Origin of the sequence: Proteus mirabilis HI4320 (assembly GCF_000069965.1) — a bacterium.
Taxonomy (GTDB): domain Bacteria; phylum Pseudomonadota; class Gammaproteobacteria; order Enterobacterales; family Enterobacteriaceae; genus Proteus; species Proteus mirabilis.
Genome location: NC_010554.1, coordinates 2,617,955 through 2,634,301 on the forward strand (window position 1 = coordinate 2,617,955; position 16,347 = coordinate 2,634,301).

General features: G+C 39.1%; 14 protein-coding genes. 8 read left to right on the plus strand and 6 right to left on the minus strand.

All coding sequences use genetic code 11. The features are described 5' to 3' along the window. Positions 1–63 precede the first annotated feature (63 nt). Positions 64–777 (minus strand): NUDIX hydrolase, encoded by a 714-nt coding sequence (locus tag PMI_RS11850; protein WP_012368340.1) that lies wholly within the window; start codon positions 775–777, stop codon positions 64–66. A 152-nt stretch (positions 778–929) separates the two neighbouring features. On the opposite strand from PMI_RS11850, the gene PMI_RS11855 reads away from it, so the two are divergent. Next, positions 930–1,946 carry an SPFH domain-containing protein gene (locus PMI_RS11855; RefSeq protein WP_012368341.1) on the plus strand — a complete coding sequence of 339 codons (1,017 nt, stop codon included), beginning with the start codon at positions 930–932 and terminating at the stop codon, positions 1,944–1,946. 3 nt (positions 1,947–1,949) lie between these two features. Next, positions 1,950–2,894: a diacylglycerol kinase catalytic domain-containing protein gene (locus PMI_RS11860; RefSeq protein ID WP_004245619.1), complete on the plus strand. Its 945-nt coding sequence runs from the start codon at positions 1,950–1,952 to the stop codon at positions 2,892–2,894. Here the strand turns inward: PMI_RS11860 and tetR(J) are convergent. After that, positions 2,891–3,514, minus strand: coding sequence for a tetracycline resistance transcriptional repressor TetR(J) (gene tetR(J) / locus PMI_RS11865; protein ID WP_012368342.1), 624 nt, complete (start codon positions 3,512–3,514; stop codon positions 2,891–2,893). The two genes, PMI_RS11860 and tetR(J), sit on opposite strands and share 4 nt — an antisense overlap. Before the next feature lie 90 nt (positions 3,515–3,604). Between tetR(J) and tet(J) the strand changes: the two genes are divergently transcribed. Next, positions 3,605–4,801 carry a tetracycline efflux MFS transporter Tet(J) gene (gene tet(J) / locus PMI_RS11870; protein ID WP_012368343.1) on the plus strand — a complete coding sequence of 399 codons (1,197 nt, stop codon included), beginning with the start codon at positions 3,605–3,607 and terminating at the stop codon, positions 4,799–4,801. Between the two features lie 266 nt (positions 4,802–5,067). Here the strand turns inward: tet(J) and PMI_RS11875 are convergent, their stop codons facing one another. Next, positions 5,068–5,358: a phage holin family protein gene (locus tag PMI_RS11875; protein WP_004249433.1), complete on the minus strand. Its 291-nt coding sequence runs from the start codon at positions 5,356–5,358 to the stop codon at positions 5,068–5,070. Positions 5,359–5,864: 506 nt separating this feature from the next. Here PMI_RS11875 and PMI_RS11880 point away from each other — a divergent pair. The 4 genes from PMI_RS11880 to dhaM all read left to right on the plus strand — a co-directional run bounded on the left by PMI_RS11880 (position 5,865) and on the right by dhaM (position 9,629). Beyond that, complete coding sequence (locus PMI_RS11880; protein ID WP_004245624.1) at positions 5,865–6,125, plus strand: Ogr/Delta-like zinc finger protein; 261 nt, start codon at positions 5,865–5,867, stop codon at positions 6,123–6,125. Between the two features lie 294 nt (positions 6,126–6,419). Beyond that, the gene (gene dhaK, locus PMI_RS11885; protein ID WP_004245625.1) at positions 6,420–7,484 is read left to right on the plus strand and encodes a dihydroxyacetone kinase subunit DhaK; all 1,065 of its coding nucleotides are present in this window, start codon (positions 6,420–6,422) and stop codon (positions 7,482–7,484) included. Between the two features lie 32 nt (positions 7,485–7,516). Then, on the plus strand, positions 7,517–8,149 hold the full coding sequence (gene dhaL, locus PMI_RS11890; protein WP_004249430.1) for a dihydroxyacetone kinase subunit DhaL: 633 nt from the start codon (positions 7,517–7,519) through the stop codon (positions 8,147–8,149). Between the two features lie 31 nt (positions 8,150–8,180). Beyond that, entirely contained in the window at positions 8,181–9,629 is a 1,449-nt protein-coding gene (dhaM, locus tag PMI_RS11895; protein ID WP_004250192.1) for a dihydroxyacetone kinase phosphoryl donor subunit DhaM, read from the plus strand. Between the two features lie 43 nt (positions 9,630–9,672). Here dhaM and PMI_RS11900 read toward each other — a convergent pair whose 3' ends face one another. Genes PMI_RS11900 through PMI_RS11910 form a run of 3 tightly spaced genes read right to left on the minus strand, consistent with a single transcriptional unit; the run spans position 9,673 to position 14,647 of the window. Further along, positions 9,673–10,950, minus strand: a complete 1,278-nt coding sequence (locus PMI_RS11900) for a sigma-54-dependent transcriptional regulator (protein WP_004245628.1) — start codon at positions 10,948–10,950, stop codon at positions 9,673–9,675. After that, positions 10,928–13,303, minus strand: coding sequence for an ATP-binding protein (locus tag PMI_RS11905; protein WP_004250191.1), 2,376 nt, complete (start codon positions 13,301–13,303; stop codon positions 10,928–10,930). Before PMI_RS11905 ends, PMI_RS11900 begins: the two co-directional genes overlap by 23 nt. Before the next feature lie 57 nt (positions 13,304–13,360). Further along, positions 13,361–14,647 carry an ABC transporter substrate-binding protein gene (locus PMI_RS11910; protein ID WP_004245630.1) on the minus strand — a complete coding sequence of 429 codons (1,287 nt, stop codon included), beginning with the start codon at positions 14,645–14,647 and terminating at the stop codon, positions 13,361–13,363. Positions 14,648–14,959: 312 nt separating this feature from the next. Between PMI_RS11910 and PMI_RS11915 the strand changes: the two genes are divergently transcribed. Further along, positions 14,960–16,297: an MFS transporter gene (locus PMI_RS11915; RefSeq protein WP_004245631.1), complete on the plus strand. Its 1,338-nt coding sequence runs from the start codon at positions 14,960–14,962 to the stop codon at positions 16,295–16,297. The last annotated feature ends 50 nt before the right edge of the window (positions 16,298–16,347 follow it).

A 16,347-nucleotide genomic window follows, 5' to 3' on the forward strand; every position in this document is an offset into this window, starting at 1 on the left:
AATTCTAATGATAATTTGCTAACTTAAAAAGAGTATAGCGATTTTAAAAAAATACTCTATATATTAAAATTCAAGATTACGAATAAAACGATAATCCGCAGACGACTTCTTAAGTCGATAGAGACTAGCAGGGCGTCCCTTCTCAGCACGTTTTTCTCCGGTATCAATTAATAAGTCGGCTTGTTCAATCCTTCGTCTAAAAGATTTTTTCTGGATCTCTTTACCTATCAATATCTCATGCACATGCTGTAATTCAGGCAAAGTAAACACTTCAGGTAACGCAAATCCTGGCACAATAGAATAAAGCGATTTTTGCTTTAATCGCTCTCTCGCTTGCGCAATCAGTTCATTATGATCAAATGCCAGATTTTTCTGTGCTACTTCATCAATAGGTAACCACATCACATGATCCACACTATCAATATGCGCTTTACATGCTTGGTGAGCAATTAACGCCGTGTAACATACAGTAACAGACCAACCTCTTACATCGCGCTGATTATTTCCCACTGAGCAGAGTTGTTCAATGTACGGCGGGATCACCCCTGTTTTCTCTTTTAATTTTCTAAGCACAGTATCTTCTAGGCAGTTGTCTTGTGTTTCATCAACAAAGCCACCAGGTAATCCCCATTTTCCTTTTTCAGGATGATTAGCTCTTTCCACCAAGAGCACTTTTAACTGCCCTTCATGGTAAGTGAATAGTACTGAATCAACAGTAATAAGCGGCGATAAAAAATCACGGCGATTGTAATTTGCTAAAAAATTTTGTTCGTTCATGGTCTGCACTTTGTAAAAAGATAATGAGTTTATTTTAATGTTAAACACATGAAAATCAAATTTTGTCATAAAGACACTAAATGACTTGACACCAATAGTGTCCATAAGACAATATACTGTTAATGTCATAAGGACACTAACTGGAGAACACTATGTTTAACTTAAATTATTTCAAAGCAGACTCATCAACATTTATTATTAAATCGGTCAACGGGAAAGTGCGCCAACAAGGTAAAGGCTTAAGTTTTTGGTATAATTCGGCGACAACATCTATTGCAGCACTGCCGTTAAATGCACAAGAAGCCCCTTTTATCTTTAACTTCCAAACTGCTGATTTTCAGGCACTACGTATTCAAGGACAAATTTCATTCCAAGTCACATCACCTGAAAAAGCTGCTGAAGTCCTCAACTTTAATTTAAGTAAGAATGGCAAATCTTACGCCAGTGAAGATCCCCTAAAGCTCAACGATCGCGTGGTGCGTATTGCTCAAACCCTGATCCAAGCCAAGATCCAAAGCACCCCTTTACGAGAAGCACTACAACTTAGCCAATCCTTGGTTACTTTAGTGATGAAACAACTTACTGAACACCCTTCATTAGAGGCCTTAGGTATTACTATTTTAGATGTTTCTATTGCGGCCATCTCACCCTCTCCCGAAACGCTTAAAGCATTAGAAGCTGAGGCGCGGGAATCCTTACTCAAAGAGGCTGATGATGCAATTTATGCACGTCGTAAATTCTCAGTAGAGCAAGAGCGCACCATTAAAGAAGCTGAATTAGAAACAGACCTATCTATACAGCGTAAACGACAAGAAATTGAAGAAGCTCGTTTAGAAAATGAACGTACCCTATTACGTGAACAAGCCGAAATAGAAAAAGAGCGTCTTGAAGCCAAAGTCAATGCCGAAGCAAAACGTAAAGAATTAGTCGCGTTAAGTGCGGAAAATCAACGCATACAATCTGATGCTGATGCTTATGCTATTGAAGCAACTATGCGAGCTTACCGTGAGTTGCCCGTTGAAAATCTCAAAGCAATGGCTCTAGCAAAAATGGACTCACAACAATTAATGGCAATGGCATTTGAAACTTTAGCGCTTAATTCAGGAAAAATTGGTGAATTAAATATCACTCCTGATTTATTTAGGCAATTTATGAAAAAAAGAGGATAACCTATGAAAAATAATACCGATTTTCGTTTCATATTAGTGATGCGAAAAAGTCGCCTACAAGAATTAATTGAGCGTTTTAACACTTGGTCACAAGCCAAATTCTATTTAGAACATAACCATGTTGAGGTAACAGATTATCTTAATGAACATAATCTCTATCAAAAACAACTCACAGAAGCTGAGCTTATTTTAAAATCATTTGGACGTTTTCAGCTCTTGGAAAGAGGATTATTGCCTAGTTATCAATTTTCCTCTCATGATATTGTAGTGGTAATAGGTCAAGATGGCCTCGTCGCTAATACTCTGAAATATCTTAATCAACAACCCGTTATTGCTATCAATCCAGACCCTTCAAGATGGGATGGTAAGCTCTTGCCCTTTGAAATAGGGCAATTGAAAGAGATTATAATTAATACAATAAATCACAAAATGCCTTTTAATTCGGTCACTTTTGCACAAGCAAAAACCAATGATGGTCAATCACTGTTAGCGGTTAATGACTTATTTATTGGCCCTAAAAGCCACACTTCCGCACGTTATATCTTACAATGGGGAGACTCTCAAGAAGTGCAATCCTCATCAGGCATTATTGTATCAACGGGACTTGGCTCTACAGGGTGGTTTCAATCTATTCTTGCTGGAGCCATGGCCATCACCGGAAAAGCATCACACCCTCTTTTACAAGGGTTTAGCTGGAGTGATAAAAAATTACAATTTAGTGTAAGAGAGCCATTTCCTAGTAGAACAACAGGCACCGCTTTAACTTTTGGCACGATTGAGCCGGACTCTCCATTGCAATTAGGATCTTTAATGCCCGAAAATGGTGTTATTTTCTCAGACGGCATTGAAGAGGATTATTTACATTTTAATGCTGGCTGTATTGTGCAAATCAATATCGCAGATAGACAAGGGCAACTCATCGCCCCTAAGGGGCGTCAGCCTATTTAATGATGATTATTTAGCACTGTTTCTAGCCCTGAAATCATCACATCGAGCACAAAAAGGAATGCAGCTTCACCATTATCACTATCCATAATATCAATAGCTTGCGTTAATAATGGTGGGTAGTTTATCTCTATTTTTGGCACTTTTTCTCGCTCTTTTTGGCTCTCTTGATGTTCTTGGGTTTCAAGCACTGAACCAAGTGTAAAATGCGCGATGGAACTTAATGCATAAACAGCTTGCGTTAACGTAAAGCCAGCATCGCACAAAAATTGCAATTGTTGCTCTGATGTCTCAAATTGATTGGCTGATGGTCGTGTGCCTGCATGGATCTTTCCACCATCACGATACATTAATAGCGCCTGACGAAAACTTATTGCGTTATTACGCAAAAAATCCTGCCAACTTTCATTCGCTAATGGCAAAACATGATGATGATGCTTTTGTAAAATAGTCTCAGCTAAAGCATCTAATAACGCACGTTTATTCTTTACATGCCAATAAAGTGTCGGTTGCTCTACTCCTAATTTTTGCGCCAACTTACGTGTTGTTAACCCTTCCATACCGACTTCATTTAATAAAATCAATGCGTTATCAATAACCTGTTCTTTATCTAATTTTGCCATTTGCGTCCTCATAATAAAATATTCTTGACAATCTATCACTGATAGAGATATTTTTCACCTCTCTATCAGTGATAGATTTTTAGGATATTTATGAATAAATTAATTATTATCATACTGCTTGTCACAGTATTAGATGCCATTGGTATTGGCCTTATCATGCCAGTACTACCAACACTATTAAACGAGTTTGTGAGCGAAAACAGACTCGCCAATCATTACGGTATATTATTAGCACTCTATGCGACGATGCAGGTGATCTTCGCACCTATTTTAGGAAAATTATCAGATAAATATGGCAGAAAACCTATTTTATTATTTTCGCTATTGGGTGCGGCATTAGATTACCTATTAATGGCTTGCTCTACCTCATTATGGATGCTCTACATTGGACGCATTATTGCGGGTATAACAGGAGCCACTGGTGCAGTATGCGCATCAGCAATGACTGATGTTACTCATTCTCATGAAAGAACACGCTATTTCGGTTTTTTGGGTGGTGCATTTGGTGTGGGTTTAATTATTGGCCCCATGTTAGGGGGATTACTGGGTGAGATCAGCGCCCATACGCCATTTATCTTTGCGGCTATTTCTCATTCGTTATTATTTATATTTTCATTACTTTGTTTCCAAGAAACTCAAACCACAAAAATATCGACTGAAATATCCGCATTAAATCAGGAAACAGCGCCTCACTCTGCCACTGGTTTTATTAAAAAGAGTCTCTGTTTTTGGCTTATTGCCTATTTTATTATTCAACTAATAGGGCAAATTCCGGCCACCATTTGGGTGCTATTCACACAAGTGCGTTTCGCTTGGCACACTACTGAAGTAGGTTTATCTCTTGCATTTCTTGGCGTATTACATATTTTTTTTCAAGCGGTTCTCGCAGGAAAACTGGCGCAAAAATGGGGAGAACGCAACACGGTTATCATTAGCATGTCAATTGATGCATTTGGTTGCTTATTATTAGCCTGGATAAGCCATGTTTGGGTTATGCTCCCCGCTTTAATCTGTTTAGCTGCGGGAGGAATGGGACAACCTGCTTTACAAGGATATTTATCAAAATCTGTTGATCATCATGTTCAAGGACAATTACAAGGAACGTTAGTCAGTCTAACGAATATAACTGGGATTGTCGGCCCGTTACTCTTCTCTTTTATTTATAGTTACAGCGTTGAATATTGGGATGGCTTATTGTGGTTTATTGGTGCAATGCTTTACAGTGGGTTACTTGTAGCCAGTTATTTTAAACAGAAATCACCAATATTAAAAAAATTTCCCTCATAACATACTTGTCATTAAACAGGTTGAAGATCAAGACTGGCTTCCTTGCAGACTTGATCTTCATTTATCGTGATAAACGTTCCTTGTCTCCACGTCGCGCAGTCTCGATACTCATCTTGAGCAACCCAATTTACGCTACTTGCAATCCATACCAATCAATAGCGCTATTGGATATCACTTAATTCCCTATGATACGAAACCACACAAATATCATAAAATACAAATATAACGCTCAACTTATTGATTATTGATAATTAATCATTGGTCACTTAGTTTTTCTTCCGTGAAAATAGCTCATTTCCTTTTTTCCTTAGCCAAATTTCGACAAGTTGATAACCGGCGATCCCCAGGGCAGAGCCGATCCCCATAACCGCAATAGGATGAATACCCGGCCATAAAATCAACAGAGCACCTGCCACAACAGAAACCGCTGATCCTAGGATGATCCTGCCAATAAATAGTCGTAATGTGATAACTTCATTAGCAACTAGCATCTTCCCTAATGCAATAAAAGCGCCAACAACTACCAATGATACTAGTGTGTGATCATATTCATCCATGAATATACCTCGCATTCGCTTACAGTATTTAGCCGTAAAAAGAACCCTCACCTCCTAGTATCAATCAGATAATCTGTATGGAATATGCAAGATCCTTTTGCTCAAGGATAAATACAACGTCCTTTTGTACTATCCTTGCCCACTTCCTTGTTAATTTGTAATAGGTTATCCATTACCTATTTTTCTCCACATATTAGTCATTACAACAAATTAAATAATATTTAAATTCAATACGTTGTATCTCCACATGTAGGTTTAACGTGAAATCATTATCTATAAATTTTGTATTTTATACTAGTAACTTTGTTCGGTTATTGTCGGTTAATGGTGTTTAACCGAGGTTAACCGAATTATTTTTAGTCAAATAAACAAATAAACTTGTTTTTCATGATGAAAATCAGTTAACAACAAATTAAAATACAAAAAAACAATAATATTACTGGTAATTGTACAAACTTAGGCTAATATAGAAGGTGGTGATAGATTGATAATAAAGAGAAAATACCATGCGTGTTTTAACAATTTACTGTCCTGAATGTGGTGAAAAAGCGATGATAAAGAAAAGTAATCGCAAGCATAAAGAGTTAACAGATCTTTACTGTGCCTGCCGTGATCCGCTTTGTGGGCATACCTTTGTGCTAAATCTTACCTTTAGTCATACTCTAAGTCCCAGCGCCAAAAAACAAGATGCCCTTTTATTAGCAATGATAAAAAATCTCTCGCCACAGCAACGAGAAAAAGCCTTAACCTTGTTACAAGAGATATAACGCTTTTTTACTTACTCTATTTTGCCTTGATTTTATGATCCTGCTCCCATTCTGGTAGGTAAATAAGTTAACTGGTTCTTATATAACCATAAATGATGTAGATTTAATTTAATCCAACAGAAACATTCTTATATCGCTTATTAAAGCAACATAGCAATTCAACAACCACAGAACGCGGTTTTGATTAAAAAAGCCATAAAATGAGTCATTCCTTTAATCAGAATTTGTCGAAATCTTATGTAACAGCATTCTGTTACATAAAATTTCAATACAAGTTTCAAATGGAGTATATAGATGAAAAAGCTTATTAATCGTGTTGATGATGTTTTATCAGAACAACTGCAAGGTTTTGCTAAAGCCCACCCTGAAATCAATCTCCATCCCTCTTCTTTTTATGTCACCCGTCATGATGCCCCCGTAAAAGGTAAAGTAGCCCTTTTATCTGGAGGTGGCAGTGGACATGAGCCAATGCATGCCGGTTTTGTTGGAAAAGGCATGCTTGATGGGGCATGTCCTGGTGAGATCTTTACCTCACCAACCCCAGATAAAATGTACGATTGCGCAAAAGCAATTGATAGCGGTGAAGGTGTATTAATGATCGTTAAAAACTACACCGGTGACGTACTCAATTTTGAAACTGCGACAGAGCTACTACATGATGAAGGTGTAAAAATTGCTACGGTATTAGTTGATGATGATGTTGCGGTTAAAGATAGTCTGTATACCGCCGGTCGTCGTGGTGTAGCGAATACCGTATTAATGGAAAAATTACTAGGTGCGGCGGCTGAGCGTGGCGATACACTCGATGATTTGGTTAAGCTAGGTCATCAAATTAATAATAATGGTTTTTCTATTGGTATTGCACTACAGGCTTGCACCGTACCTGCTGCAGGAAAACCCTCTTTTACTCTCCCTGAAAATGAAATGGAATTTGGCGTTGGGATCCACGGAGAGCCAGGAATAGACCGTCGCCCATTTACTTCATTAAATGATACCGTTGATGCAATGTTTAATACTCTAATTGAAAATGGTCACTATCAGCGCACCATTCGCAGTTGGGATCGAGTCAATGGTGATTGGATTGAAGAGACACAAGAAAAACAGCCACTAAAATCAGGTGATCGTGTTATAGCCCTAGTCAATAATCTTGGCGCCACTCCCCTTTCTGAATTATATGGTGTTTATCATCGCCTTGCCCTGTGCTGTGAAAACTTTGGTCTTAACATCGAACGTTCGTTAATTGGCTCTTATTGTACATCGCTCGATATGTCGGGGATCTCAATTACCTTATTAAAAGTAGATGACGCGCTACTTACTTTGTGGGATGCACCCGTTGCTACACCTGCGATGACAAAATAAGTTTTCCTATAACGATAACTAAGGATCAGAAAATGGTATTAACTCATCATCAAATTATTCTTTGGCTACAACAATGCGCTCAACTTTTTGAACAAAACAGTGACTATCTCACCGATCTTGACCGTGAAATTGGCGATGCTGACCACGGCTTAAATATGAATAGAGGCTTCAAAAAGGTAGCGGAGAAATTACCTGAATTTGCCGATAAAGATATTGGTTTTATCCTTAAAAATACCGGTATGACATTACTGTCTAATATTGGTGGTGCCAGCGGTCCTCTTTTTGGCACCTTCTTTATTCGTGCCGCTAAGCCCACCGCATCATTACAAAGTCTCGATGTAAATCAACTTTATGAAATGACTAAAGAAGGTGTTGATGGCATTGTCAGTCGCGGTAAAGCACAACCAAATGATAAAACTATGTGTGATGTTTGGTGGCCTGTGGTTGATAGTTTAAAGCATGCGAATGACCAAAGTTTATCTATAGAAGATGCTATTGATAATGCACTGAAAGTTGCAGAAAAAGCGGCGGAGGAAACTATTCCTATGCAAGCGAAAAAAGGCCGTGCCAGTTATCTTGGTGAGCGCAGTATAGGACATAAAGATCCCGGCAGTGCCTCTGTGGTATTGATCCTCCAAGCGCTGTCTAATGCTATCCACGCATAATCATTCACAATATAATCAAGAGAGGTCTGCCATGATTAATATCGTGATTGTTTCTCATAGTAAACATCTTGCTGAGGGTATTGAGGCGTTGGCGAATCAAATGCTTAACCCAACGCATTGCCGATTAGCCATTGCCGCAGGTGTTGATGATGAAGCGCACCCTATTGGTACTGACGCTGTTAAAATTATGACGGCGATTGAATCGCTCGCCGAAGCTGATGCCATTATTGTTATGATGGATTTAGGTAGTGCCATACTCAGTACAGAGACAGCAATTGAACTGCTTGATACAGAATTAGCGCAAAAAGTGACACTATGCTCAGCTCCACTGGTAGAAGGAACATTAGCCGCTGTTGTCGCAGCGTCATCCGGAGCTAGCTTAGAAAAGGTTCTCGAAGAAGCCAACCATGCACTAACCCCTAAAAAGATGCAATTGGGTGAAAACATGGGTGGCTCAGAGCCAAATGATGTCACGCCTTCTATTCAAATGCACGGCAAAGAAGCTCATTGGGTGGTAAAAAATCCTCATGGTTTACACGTTAGACCTGCAGCGACACTGGTTGAGCTACTGTCAAAATTTCGTGCTGACTATCAATTAATTAAGGGAGATAGACGCATTAATCCCCTTAGTTTAAATCAACTTTCTCTTATTCAAATTCGTCAAGGTGATGAAATAACCTTAATTGCTTCAGGAGAACAAGAAAATGAGGCTATTGATGCCTTTTTAGCACTGGCTAAACAAGGTTTTGGCGAAGCATTACCGGATGAACTCACGGAGCAAAGTTTAACCGGTACTCTCGTACCCGCTTCCCCCATCAAGGGACCGGCTTTTATTTGGCATGAGCTAGAATTAGCTCCTATTGAAAATTTATCTGCACCACTCGATAGCACAATACAAATTGAGCAATTTAATCAAGCGATAAAAGATACACTCAATGATTTGAAGCACTATGCTGAAAAAGCCAATCACACATTAGGTGAACAAATAGGCGCTATTTTTAACGGCCATATCATGATGCTGGATGATGAAGAATTACTCACCAATGTTATCGATCGTATTAAAACAGATAACGTTAGCGCTCAGCAGAGTTGGACGAATGAAATGAAAGAACGTATCCAACTCTACCGTACTCTCAGTGATCCTTATTTGAGAGCACGGGAGTTAGATCTTCGTGATCTGCGCAATCAAGTTCTTTACCATTTACAACAGAAAACGCCTCCTAAATTTACCCCATCACAACCCTCTATTTTAGTGGCTAAAGAGTTATTCCCCTCGACATTAATTCAGTTTGATGCAACTCAATTATTAGCCATTACCTTAGCTGAAGGGGATAGTTGTTCTCACAGTGCCATTATCGCCACGCAGATGGGGCTACCTATGTTAGTTCATTTAGGTGATGGATTATTAAAAATAAAAGAAGCACAAGAATTAACCCTTGATCTCAAGAGTAGTGAATTAATTATTGGATCAATAAATTAATGTGCTAATGCAATAAGCGCCAAATGGCGCTTATTGATAACTATCAAACCTTAGGTTTATAACTCTCTTTATCCAGTTCATGCTTTTTCATGCGTAAATAGAGTTTTTTACGTGGGATACCTAAATAATCAGCCACATCGCTCACACGGCCAGCAAATAAATAGAGTGCATCTTCAATTAAGCGACGCTCATAATCATCAACTAAGTTATCTAAAGGCCCTTCAGGGGGGATAATGGCACGATGTTGCTCACTATCAACCATTTTCACAATACCAACAGCATAGAGTTCAGCGACATTCCGTAGCTCACGAATGTTTCCAGGCCAATCATAACGTTTTAATATATCGAGATAATTACGATCAATTTTTGGTACGGCGATCCCAAGCCGCTGAGCACTTTGCCGTAAAAAGGCTCTAAATAGAGGAATAATATCCGGGCGTCTTGCGCTTAATGGTGGCAAAGAAAAAGTTATTTGCGAAAAGTAGTAATAGAACTCAGGTATCAATCGCCCTTCAGTGACTAATTGCTGGGTATTATTTTCTAAAATCGCGATCGTTCTAAATTGGCGCTTACCCTGCCTTTCCATATCTAATAGGTAAGCACTTAACCAACGTTGTGCACCAGAAGGTAAATCATAAGGGGAGCGTAAAATAAGTGTGCCGACTTCCTCTTGCTCTATTTGAGCAATCAGTGGCTTAATATCTACTAAATTTTGACAATCTACCGTAGTCACCGCTTTATCGCTGTGAGGACTTAATTCATGTAATAACTGAGCGAGTAGATGTCGCCCTGTCCCCATCTCACCTTCAATCATTAAGTCTTTATCAATATCAGCAATTTGCTGTACTTGCTGTCTAATGGCGGTAATTTGTGCACTATCGCCAACTAGACGCTCTTGAGTGGTGGTGATCATCGTTTTTCTAAGTGAAAGAAGTGATTTTCGCTCTTTATGCGCTTTAGCAACTAACTCTAAAAATAGCGGTGGATTAATGGGCTTTTCAATAAAATCATAAGCGCCTTTTTTAACGGCCTCTACAGCAAGGGGTATATCACCGTGGCCGGTGATCATAATCACCGGAATACGAGGATCAATTTGTTGAATACGCGCTAAGACTTCCATGCCATTCATCGCAGGCATGTAAATATCTAACACTACCGCACCTTCATATTCTGGTGTCAGCAGACTCAATGCTTTTTCTGGCGAATCAGTCACTCTGGCAACCATTCCGGCAAGATTAAGCAAATGACGATAAGATTCGAGAATATCCTCATCATCATCAATTAATAGTACATCAATATCAGACAGCAGTGACTGTGTCATGAGTAAACTCCAAAACAACCATCGCACCGCCATTTAATGCCGATGCTAAGTAAATTTCATAACCAAACCGTTGCATAATAGAACGGCAAATCGATAGCCCTAACCCTAGCCCAACATCTTTGGTGGTGGTAAAAGGGGTGAATAATTTTGGTAAAACATCAGCATTAAATCCTTTGCCACTATCGGTAATGGCCACTCGTTGATATTTAGCTTCATCCGATAATAGGTCGACGCTGATCTGACTTTCGCCCATTCCTGCGACTGCATCCATTGCATTAACAAACAGGTTAACTAAGACCTGCTCTATTTGTGTTGGATCAGCACAAATATTCAGTTCACTGGGGATATTATTGATAATGGTGCACTGCTCTCGTTTAGAGCGCGATTCCACTAATACCATGGCACTTTCCACCAGCCCTTGTAACGGCGCTGAAACATAGCTAACTTCAGATGAGGATTTTTTAGAAAAATTACGTAATGCCGTAATGATCCTATTCATACGAGCACATAATTTTTCAATACGCTCAATGGGATCAGGAAGTTGGTCATATTTCTCCATCTGTAGTGTTAATTTAACGCTATATAAGTAGGTATTAATGGCTGAAAGCGGTTGATTTAATTCATGAGCAAGACTGGTCATTGCCTGTCCTACTACTGCCATTTTGGCCGCTTGCACTAACTCTTCTTGTGTCTGAATTAAGTGTTTTTGTGCTTGTTCACGACGCACAATCTCTTCATTTAATTGTTGGTTCTTTTCTTGTAAATCTTGGGTTTTTAATGCCACAAGATGTTTTAATTCTAATCGACTTAATTCTTGGCGAGTAATATCCGTGATCGTCACAATATATTTATGCTCGTCTTTATGAGGATATTCGCGAATATTAAATTGCAGAAAATGAGGCTTTCCTTGTTTTACCATGCTCACAATAGACTCACTTTGCCCAAACAAATAAAGCGGACTTGTGGGACTAAACTGCGCTCTTAATATCGTATTGGCTTCACCACTAAATAATAACCATAATGGTTTATTGCTCTGTTCATGACCAATACCTAATAAAGTAGCAGCACTGGGATTGACGGTTTCCATACGTCCATCATGATGACAAGTAATTAAACTGGCATCGGTATTATTAATCAGATTCAGGGCATTCGTGGCTTCAACTTCTTTCATTTGACGCCAAAAGCGCCGCAAACGGCGACTTAATAATCCAATTTCATCTTGCCCTTCAATTAATACAGGCTCTGTTAAATGACCTTTAGCAACATGGGCGAGATCATCACTCAACTTATTTAATCTAGCAATCAGTCGCCTATCTATTAAGATTTTCATGACAATAATGCTGAGCAATAGTGAAGCAACGACAATTAAGATAATGACAATTTTTCCCGTTGCCATCAGTTGTCGCGTATTATCATTGAGCTTATTCAATGCTTCACTGGTGGCAAGCACATTACTTCTTACTGCATTATCAAACTGAGATAATTTTTCATTTAATTTAGGAGTAAGTGCTTTAAGTTTTTTTTCGGTTTCGACATCATCAATCAATGTTTGATAGATATCACCGTCAAAACGAGTGATCGCAATAATTTCTTGCAATACTTGGCGATGAGCAATGGTAGAAGGATAGCTTTTTAATTTTTGATTTAAAGCGATAATTTCATCAATTTTGACACTTATATAGTGAAATGCGACATCAATATCACGGCTATAGCGTTGATGTGCAATTTCTTCCACTAAGCTAATTAATTCATTTTCTGTAGTGAATAACTCTTGAAGTAACGTTGATTCTAAAAGCAGTTGTAAGCTATTTTCCTGTACATTTTTTTCATTAAGCATTTGGCTGACATGCCACTCAATTTCATTAAGTAGAGGCTTAATATCTTCACCTACCGCATCATGCATCCAAGCCAATTGACCTAAAAGCTGTGCTAACCTATTTTCGAGTTCACGACGTTTATCTAATAAAATATCTTGCTGCTCAATTAAGTTTGATAAGTCATCCACTAATTGATTATAAAAAGTGCGTTGTGATTGTTGCTCAATCGGAAACTCGCGCAGATTATCTAATAGTTGATAAATCTGCTGTTTTTGTTGTTCTGAAACTGATTTACGTTGTGTTTGTTCACGCTCTTTTAATAGCATCTGTAAATTAGTGCTGTAACGCTCCATATTATAGCTGGTGGTTAACATAGGTAAGGAGTCACCAACAGACGCATTGATTTGAGTGGCTAATTTTCCCCACATAAAAAATATCACCCCACCAATCAATAAAGTGAGTAACGAACTAAAGATAAACGCCAAATAAAGGCGTCTACCGAGTTTGCCCGATTGCTTAGGCATTAATATCTGCATCCATCATACCTTTCAAAAAAACAGTATTTTCAACTGTATATCTGAACCACAAGGCGGTTAGGGAGATTTAGTTTCTTTCAATAAAACTAATGCTTGTTCAAGTTTTTCCGCTTCTAATGTACGCCATTGGTACAATACGGCTAACGCTTGATCTGAATATTCCCGCTGATCGGCTTCTTTCATAAATAAGGCTTGTAATGTCGGTGAATTAGCTTCTTTTTCGCTAATTAGTACTGAACTGGCTATTTTTCGGGCTTGATTGGTTGCTGCGATCCGTTCTGGTGATCGATTTTGTTGTTTTTCTGCCTCGTGGATCTCATTCCAAACTTGGCGCATTAATGGAAAATTATGGGTGATCATTTGATCAAAAAGAACATTGACCACTTCGCTACGGCGATAAGCTTCATTACTGTTTAAAATAAACTCAGTATTATTAGCAAGCTCATCATTATTACGTAAAATTTCTTTGCTGAGGGGGATCTTCGCCATATCACTTTTATAGATAATCTCTTGTCCTTCATCCGATAAAAGAAAGGCGATAAATTTGGCCGCAGTATCTCTTTTACTGCTTTCAGCCACAATAGCGACATAAGCAGGTAAAATAATTGATTTATCAAAATAACTAAAATCAACAAAATCAAAGCGTTTTTGGTGGTTAAAAGCGTAATTATCAATAATAGGCCCCGCCCCCACAATACCTCTGGCAATAGCGTCACTCACTCGTGAACTACGTGCCGATATCGAAGAAAGGTTACCACTGGTTTCTAGTAAAATTTGCCATCCGCGCTCCCAACCATATTCTTGCAGCACATTTTCAACCATCAGTTGCATCGTGCCAGAGTTGGCTGGTGTCGTCATAGTTAAGTGCCCTTGGTAAATCGGATCACTTAAATCAATCCAACTTTTAGGTGCCGGAATACCTAACTTTTGCAAGTATTGTCTGTTACTCATGATCCCAATACCTGAATAACCCACCGTGGTTATTTTGTCATTTAAGATATCACTATGACGAGTTAGCCATTTTGGTGTTTCATAGTTAATCGGTAAGCGCGCGAGTAGTCCTTCTCTATCTAAATGATGAAAAAAATTAGCCGAAGAGGACATCACTATATCAACAGGTTGCGTAGGATACTGCTTCATCATCCGTGTAGCGATCGCAACACGCCGATAAACCACTTGTACCTTAGTTTCAGGATAACGAGCACTAAAAGCTTCGGTAAGTGGTCGCATAGGTGTATCTGAAAGTGTCGTCAGTATAACCAATGGCTGCTCATCACTTTTTGCTGGAGTGATAAACAGCCAACTAAATAATAGTATGAGGCTAAAGATTATTTTTATTCTCATGACATACCCCTGATTTTGTGTTGAATAAACCTAAAAATGTGTTGAGCATCAAATTTCTGATATTTAGCAATATTTATTATTTTCAGTGAATGAGTCCTTAATGACCCATTTTCGATGATGATACGACGATATATTCACTCATTTTTAGTCCAACACCTAATAGCAATGTTACAAATTTGACTCACCGATTCAGCAGAATGTGTCAGCTCTGACTCAAATTAGCGCTTTTGCCCTCTGATGGCCTAAATGAATAGCATCTGCCCTGAAAAACAAAATCAGCTTCAGGCATGAATAATATTCGGAGTCATCTCTATGTTAAGTTTCTTTAAAACCAGAAAGGATCTGCCGCTAATCGAAGCGTCCAATGAAAAGATCCGCTCAATATATAAAAAATATCAGTGGCAGGTTTTTCTTGGGCTAGTACTAGGTTATGCCATGTTCTATGTGGTACGTATGGCACTTGGTGTCGTTAAAAAGCCGATGCTAGATGCCGGTATTGTGACCACTGCAGAACTGGGTTTAATGGGGTCGGCGTTCTTCTTTACCTATGCCTTTGGTAAGTTTTCCAATGGCTTCTTGTCGGATTATGCCAATATTGGCCGCTTTATGTCCATCTCGCTGATTGCGTCCTCTTTTGTTTGTATCTTTATGGGAATGTCGACTGCGAGCCTATTCTTCATCTTATTGTGGGGAATTAATGGTTGGTTCCAATCGGTAGGATCTGCCCCTTCTTGTGTGTCTATTTTCCAATGGTTTTCTCCGAAACAGCGCGGTACAGTCTATTCTATCTGGGGTGGCTCACGTAATATCGGTGAAGCAATCACTTGGATATTAACTGCGACCATAGTGAGTTTCTTTGGCTGGCGTGCCGGTTTTATCGGTGCAGGTATCGCGGGTATTGCAGCAGGTATCATCTTACTGATGATCTTAAAAGATCGTCCTCGTACTTATGGTCTACCTGATCCTGCCAGTGCATATGGTGAAGAGTCAGAAGCCGTTAAATCAAGTGATCCAAAAGAAACTCGCCGTGCTCAATTATTTGTCCTAAAACAACCTACCGTATGGATCATCGCTGCAGCTTGCGCTGCTATGTATATCTCACGCTACGCAATCAGTTCATGGGCGGTGCTTTATCTGCAAGGCTCAAAAGGCTATTCACTGATTGATGCTGGCTTTGCTATGTCAACTTACCCTATTGCGGGCTTCTTTGGCGCCATCTTAGCCGGTATGGCATCTGACAAACTATTTAATGCCAATCGTCATATCCCAACACTTATTTATGGTATCGCCAATATTGCCGGTTTCGCCCTCATGTTCTGGGGACCACAAAGCCGTGTTATGGATGCCATTGCATTAAGTATGATTGGTTTTGCTATGGGCGGACTGGTGGTGTTCTTGGCGGGCTTAACGGCTTGCGACCTGATGCCAAAAAACGCAGTAGGTGCAGTAAAAGGCTTTATCGGACTTTTTGCTTATATTGCCGCATCCGCTCAAGAGCTTGTTTCTGCCTCGCTGATCAAAGTCACGCAAGTCGGTGATATCACTCACTATGATTTCACAACGGTACAGTATTTCTGGATTGGTTCTGCCATCGTGTCCATGATCTTAGCTACGCTGGTCTGGAATGCGAAAAAAGTCACCATGGATTAATAAATTAAGTTGTTATCAAGGGATACTTTTCAGTATCCCTCTTTAAAAAA

Excerpts from the sequence above, each read along its gene's own strand:
- PMI_RS11850 (WP_012368340.1), bottom strand. The coding sequence starts at position 777 with ATGAACGAACAAAATTTTTTAGCAAATTACAATCGCCGTGATTTTTTA.
- PMI_RS11855 (WP_012368341.1), top strand. The coding sequence starts at position 930 with ATGTTTAACTTAAATTATTTCAAAGCAGACTCATCAACATTTATTATT.
- PMI_RS11860 (WP_004245619.1), top strand. The coding sequence starts at position 1,950 with ATGAAAAATAATACCGATTTTCGTTTCATATTAGTGATGCGAAAAAGT.
- PMI_RS11875 (WP_004249433.1), bottom strand. The coding sequence starts at position 5,358 with ATGGATGAATATGATCACACACTAGTATCATTGGTAGTTGTTGGCGCT.
- PMI_RS11880 (WP_004245624.1), top strand. The coding sequence starts at position 5,865 with ATGCGTGTTTTAACAATTTACTGTCCTGAATGTGGTGAAAAAGCGATG.
- dhaK (WP_004245625.1), top strand. The coding sequence starts at position 6,420 with ATGAAAAAGCTTATTAATCGTGTTGATGATGTTTTATCAGAACAACTG.
- dhaL (WP_004249430.1), top strand. The coding sequence starts at position 7,517 with ATGGTATTAACTCATCATCAAATTATTCTTTGGCTACAACAATGCGCT.
- dhaM (WP_004250192.1), top strand. The coding sequence starts at position 8,181 with ATGATTAATATCGTGATTGTTTCTCATAGTAAACATCTTGCTGAGGGT.
- PMI_RS11900 (WP_004245628.1), bottom strand. The coding sequence starts at position 10,950 with ATGACACAGTCACTGCTGTCTGATATTGATGTACTATTAATTGATGAT.
- PMI_RS11905 (WP_004250191.1), bottom strand. The coding sequence starts at position 13,303 with ATGCAGATATTAATGCCTAAGCAATCGGGCAAACTCGGTAGACGCCTT.
- PMI_RS11910 (WP_004245630.1), bottom strand. The coding sequence starts at position 14,647 with ATGAGAATAAAAATAATCTTTAGCCTCATACTATTATTTAGTTGGCTG.
- PMI_RS11915 (WP_004245631.1), top strand. The coding sequence starts at position 14,960 with ATGTTAAGTTTCTTTAAAACCAGAAAGGATCTGCCGCTAATCGAAGCG.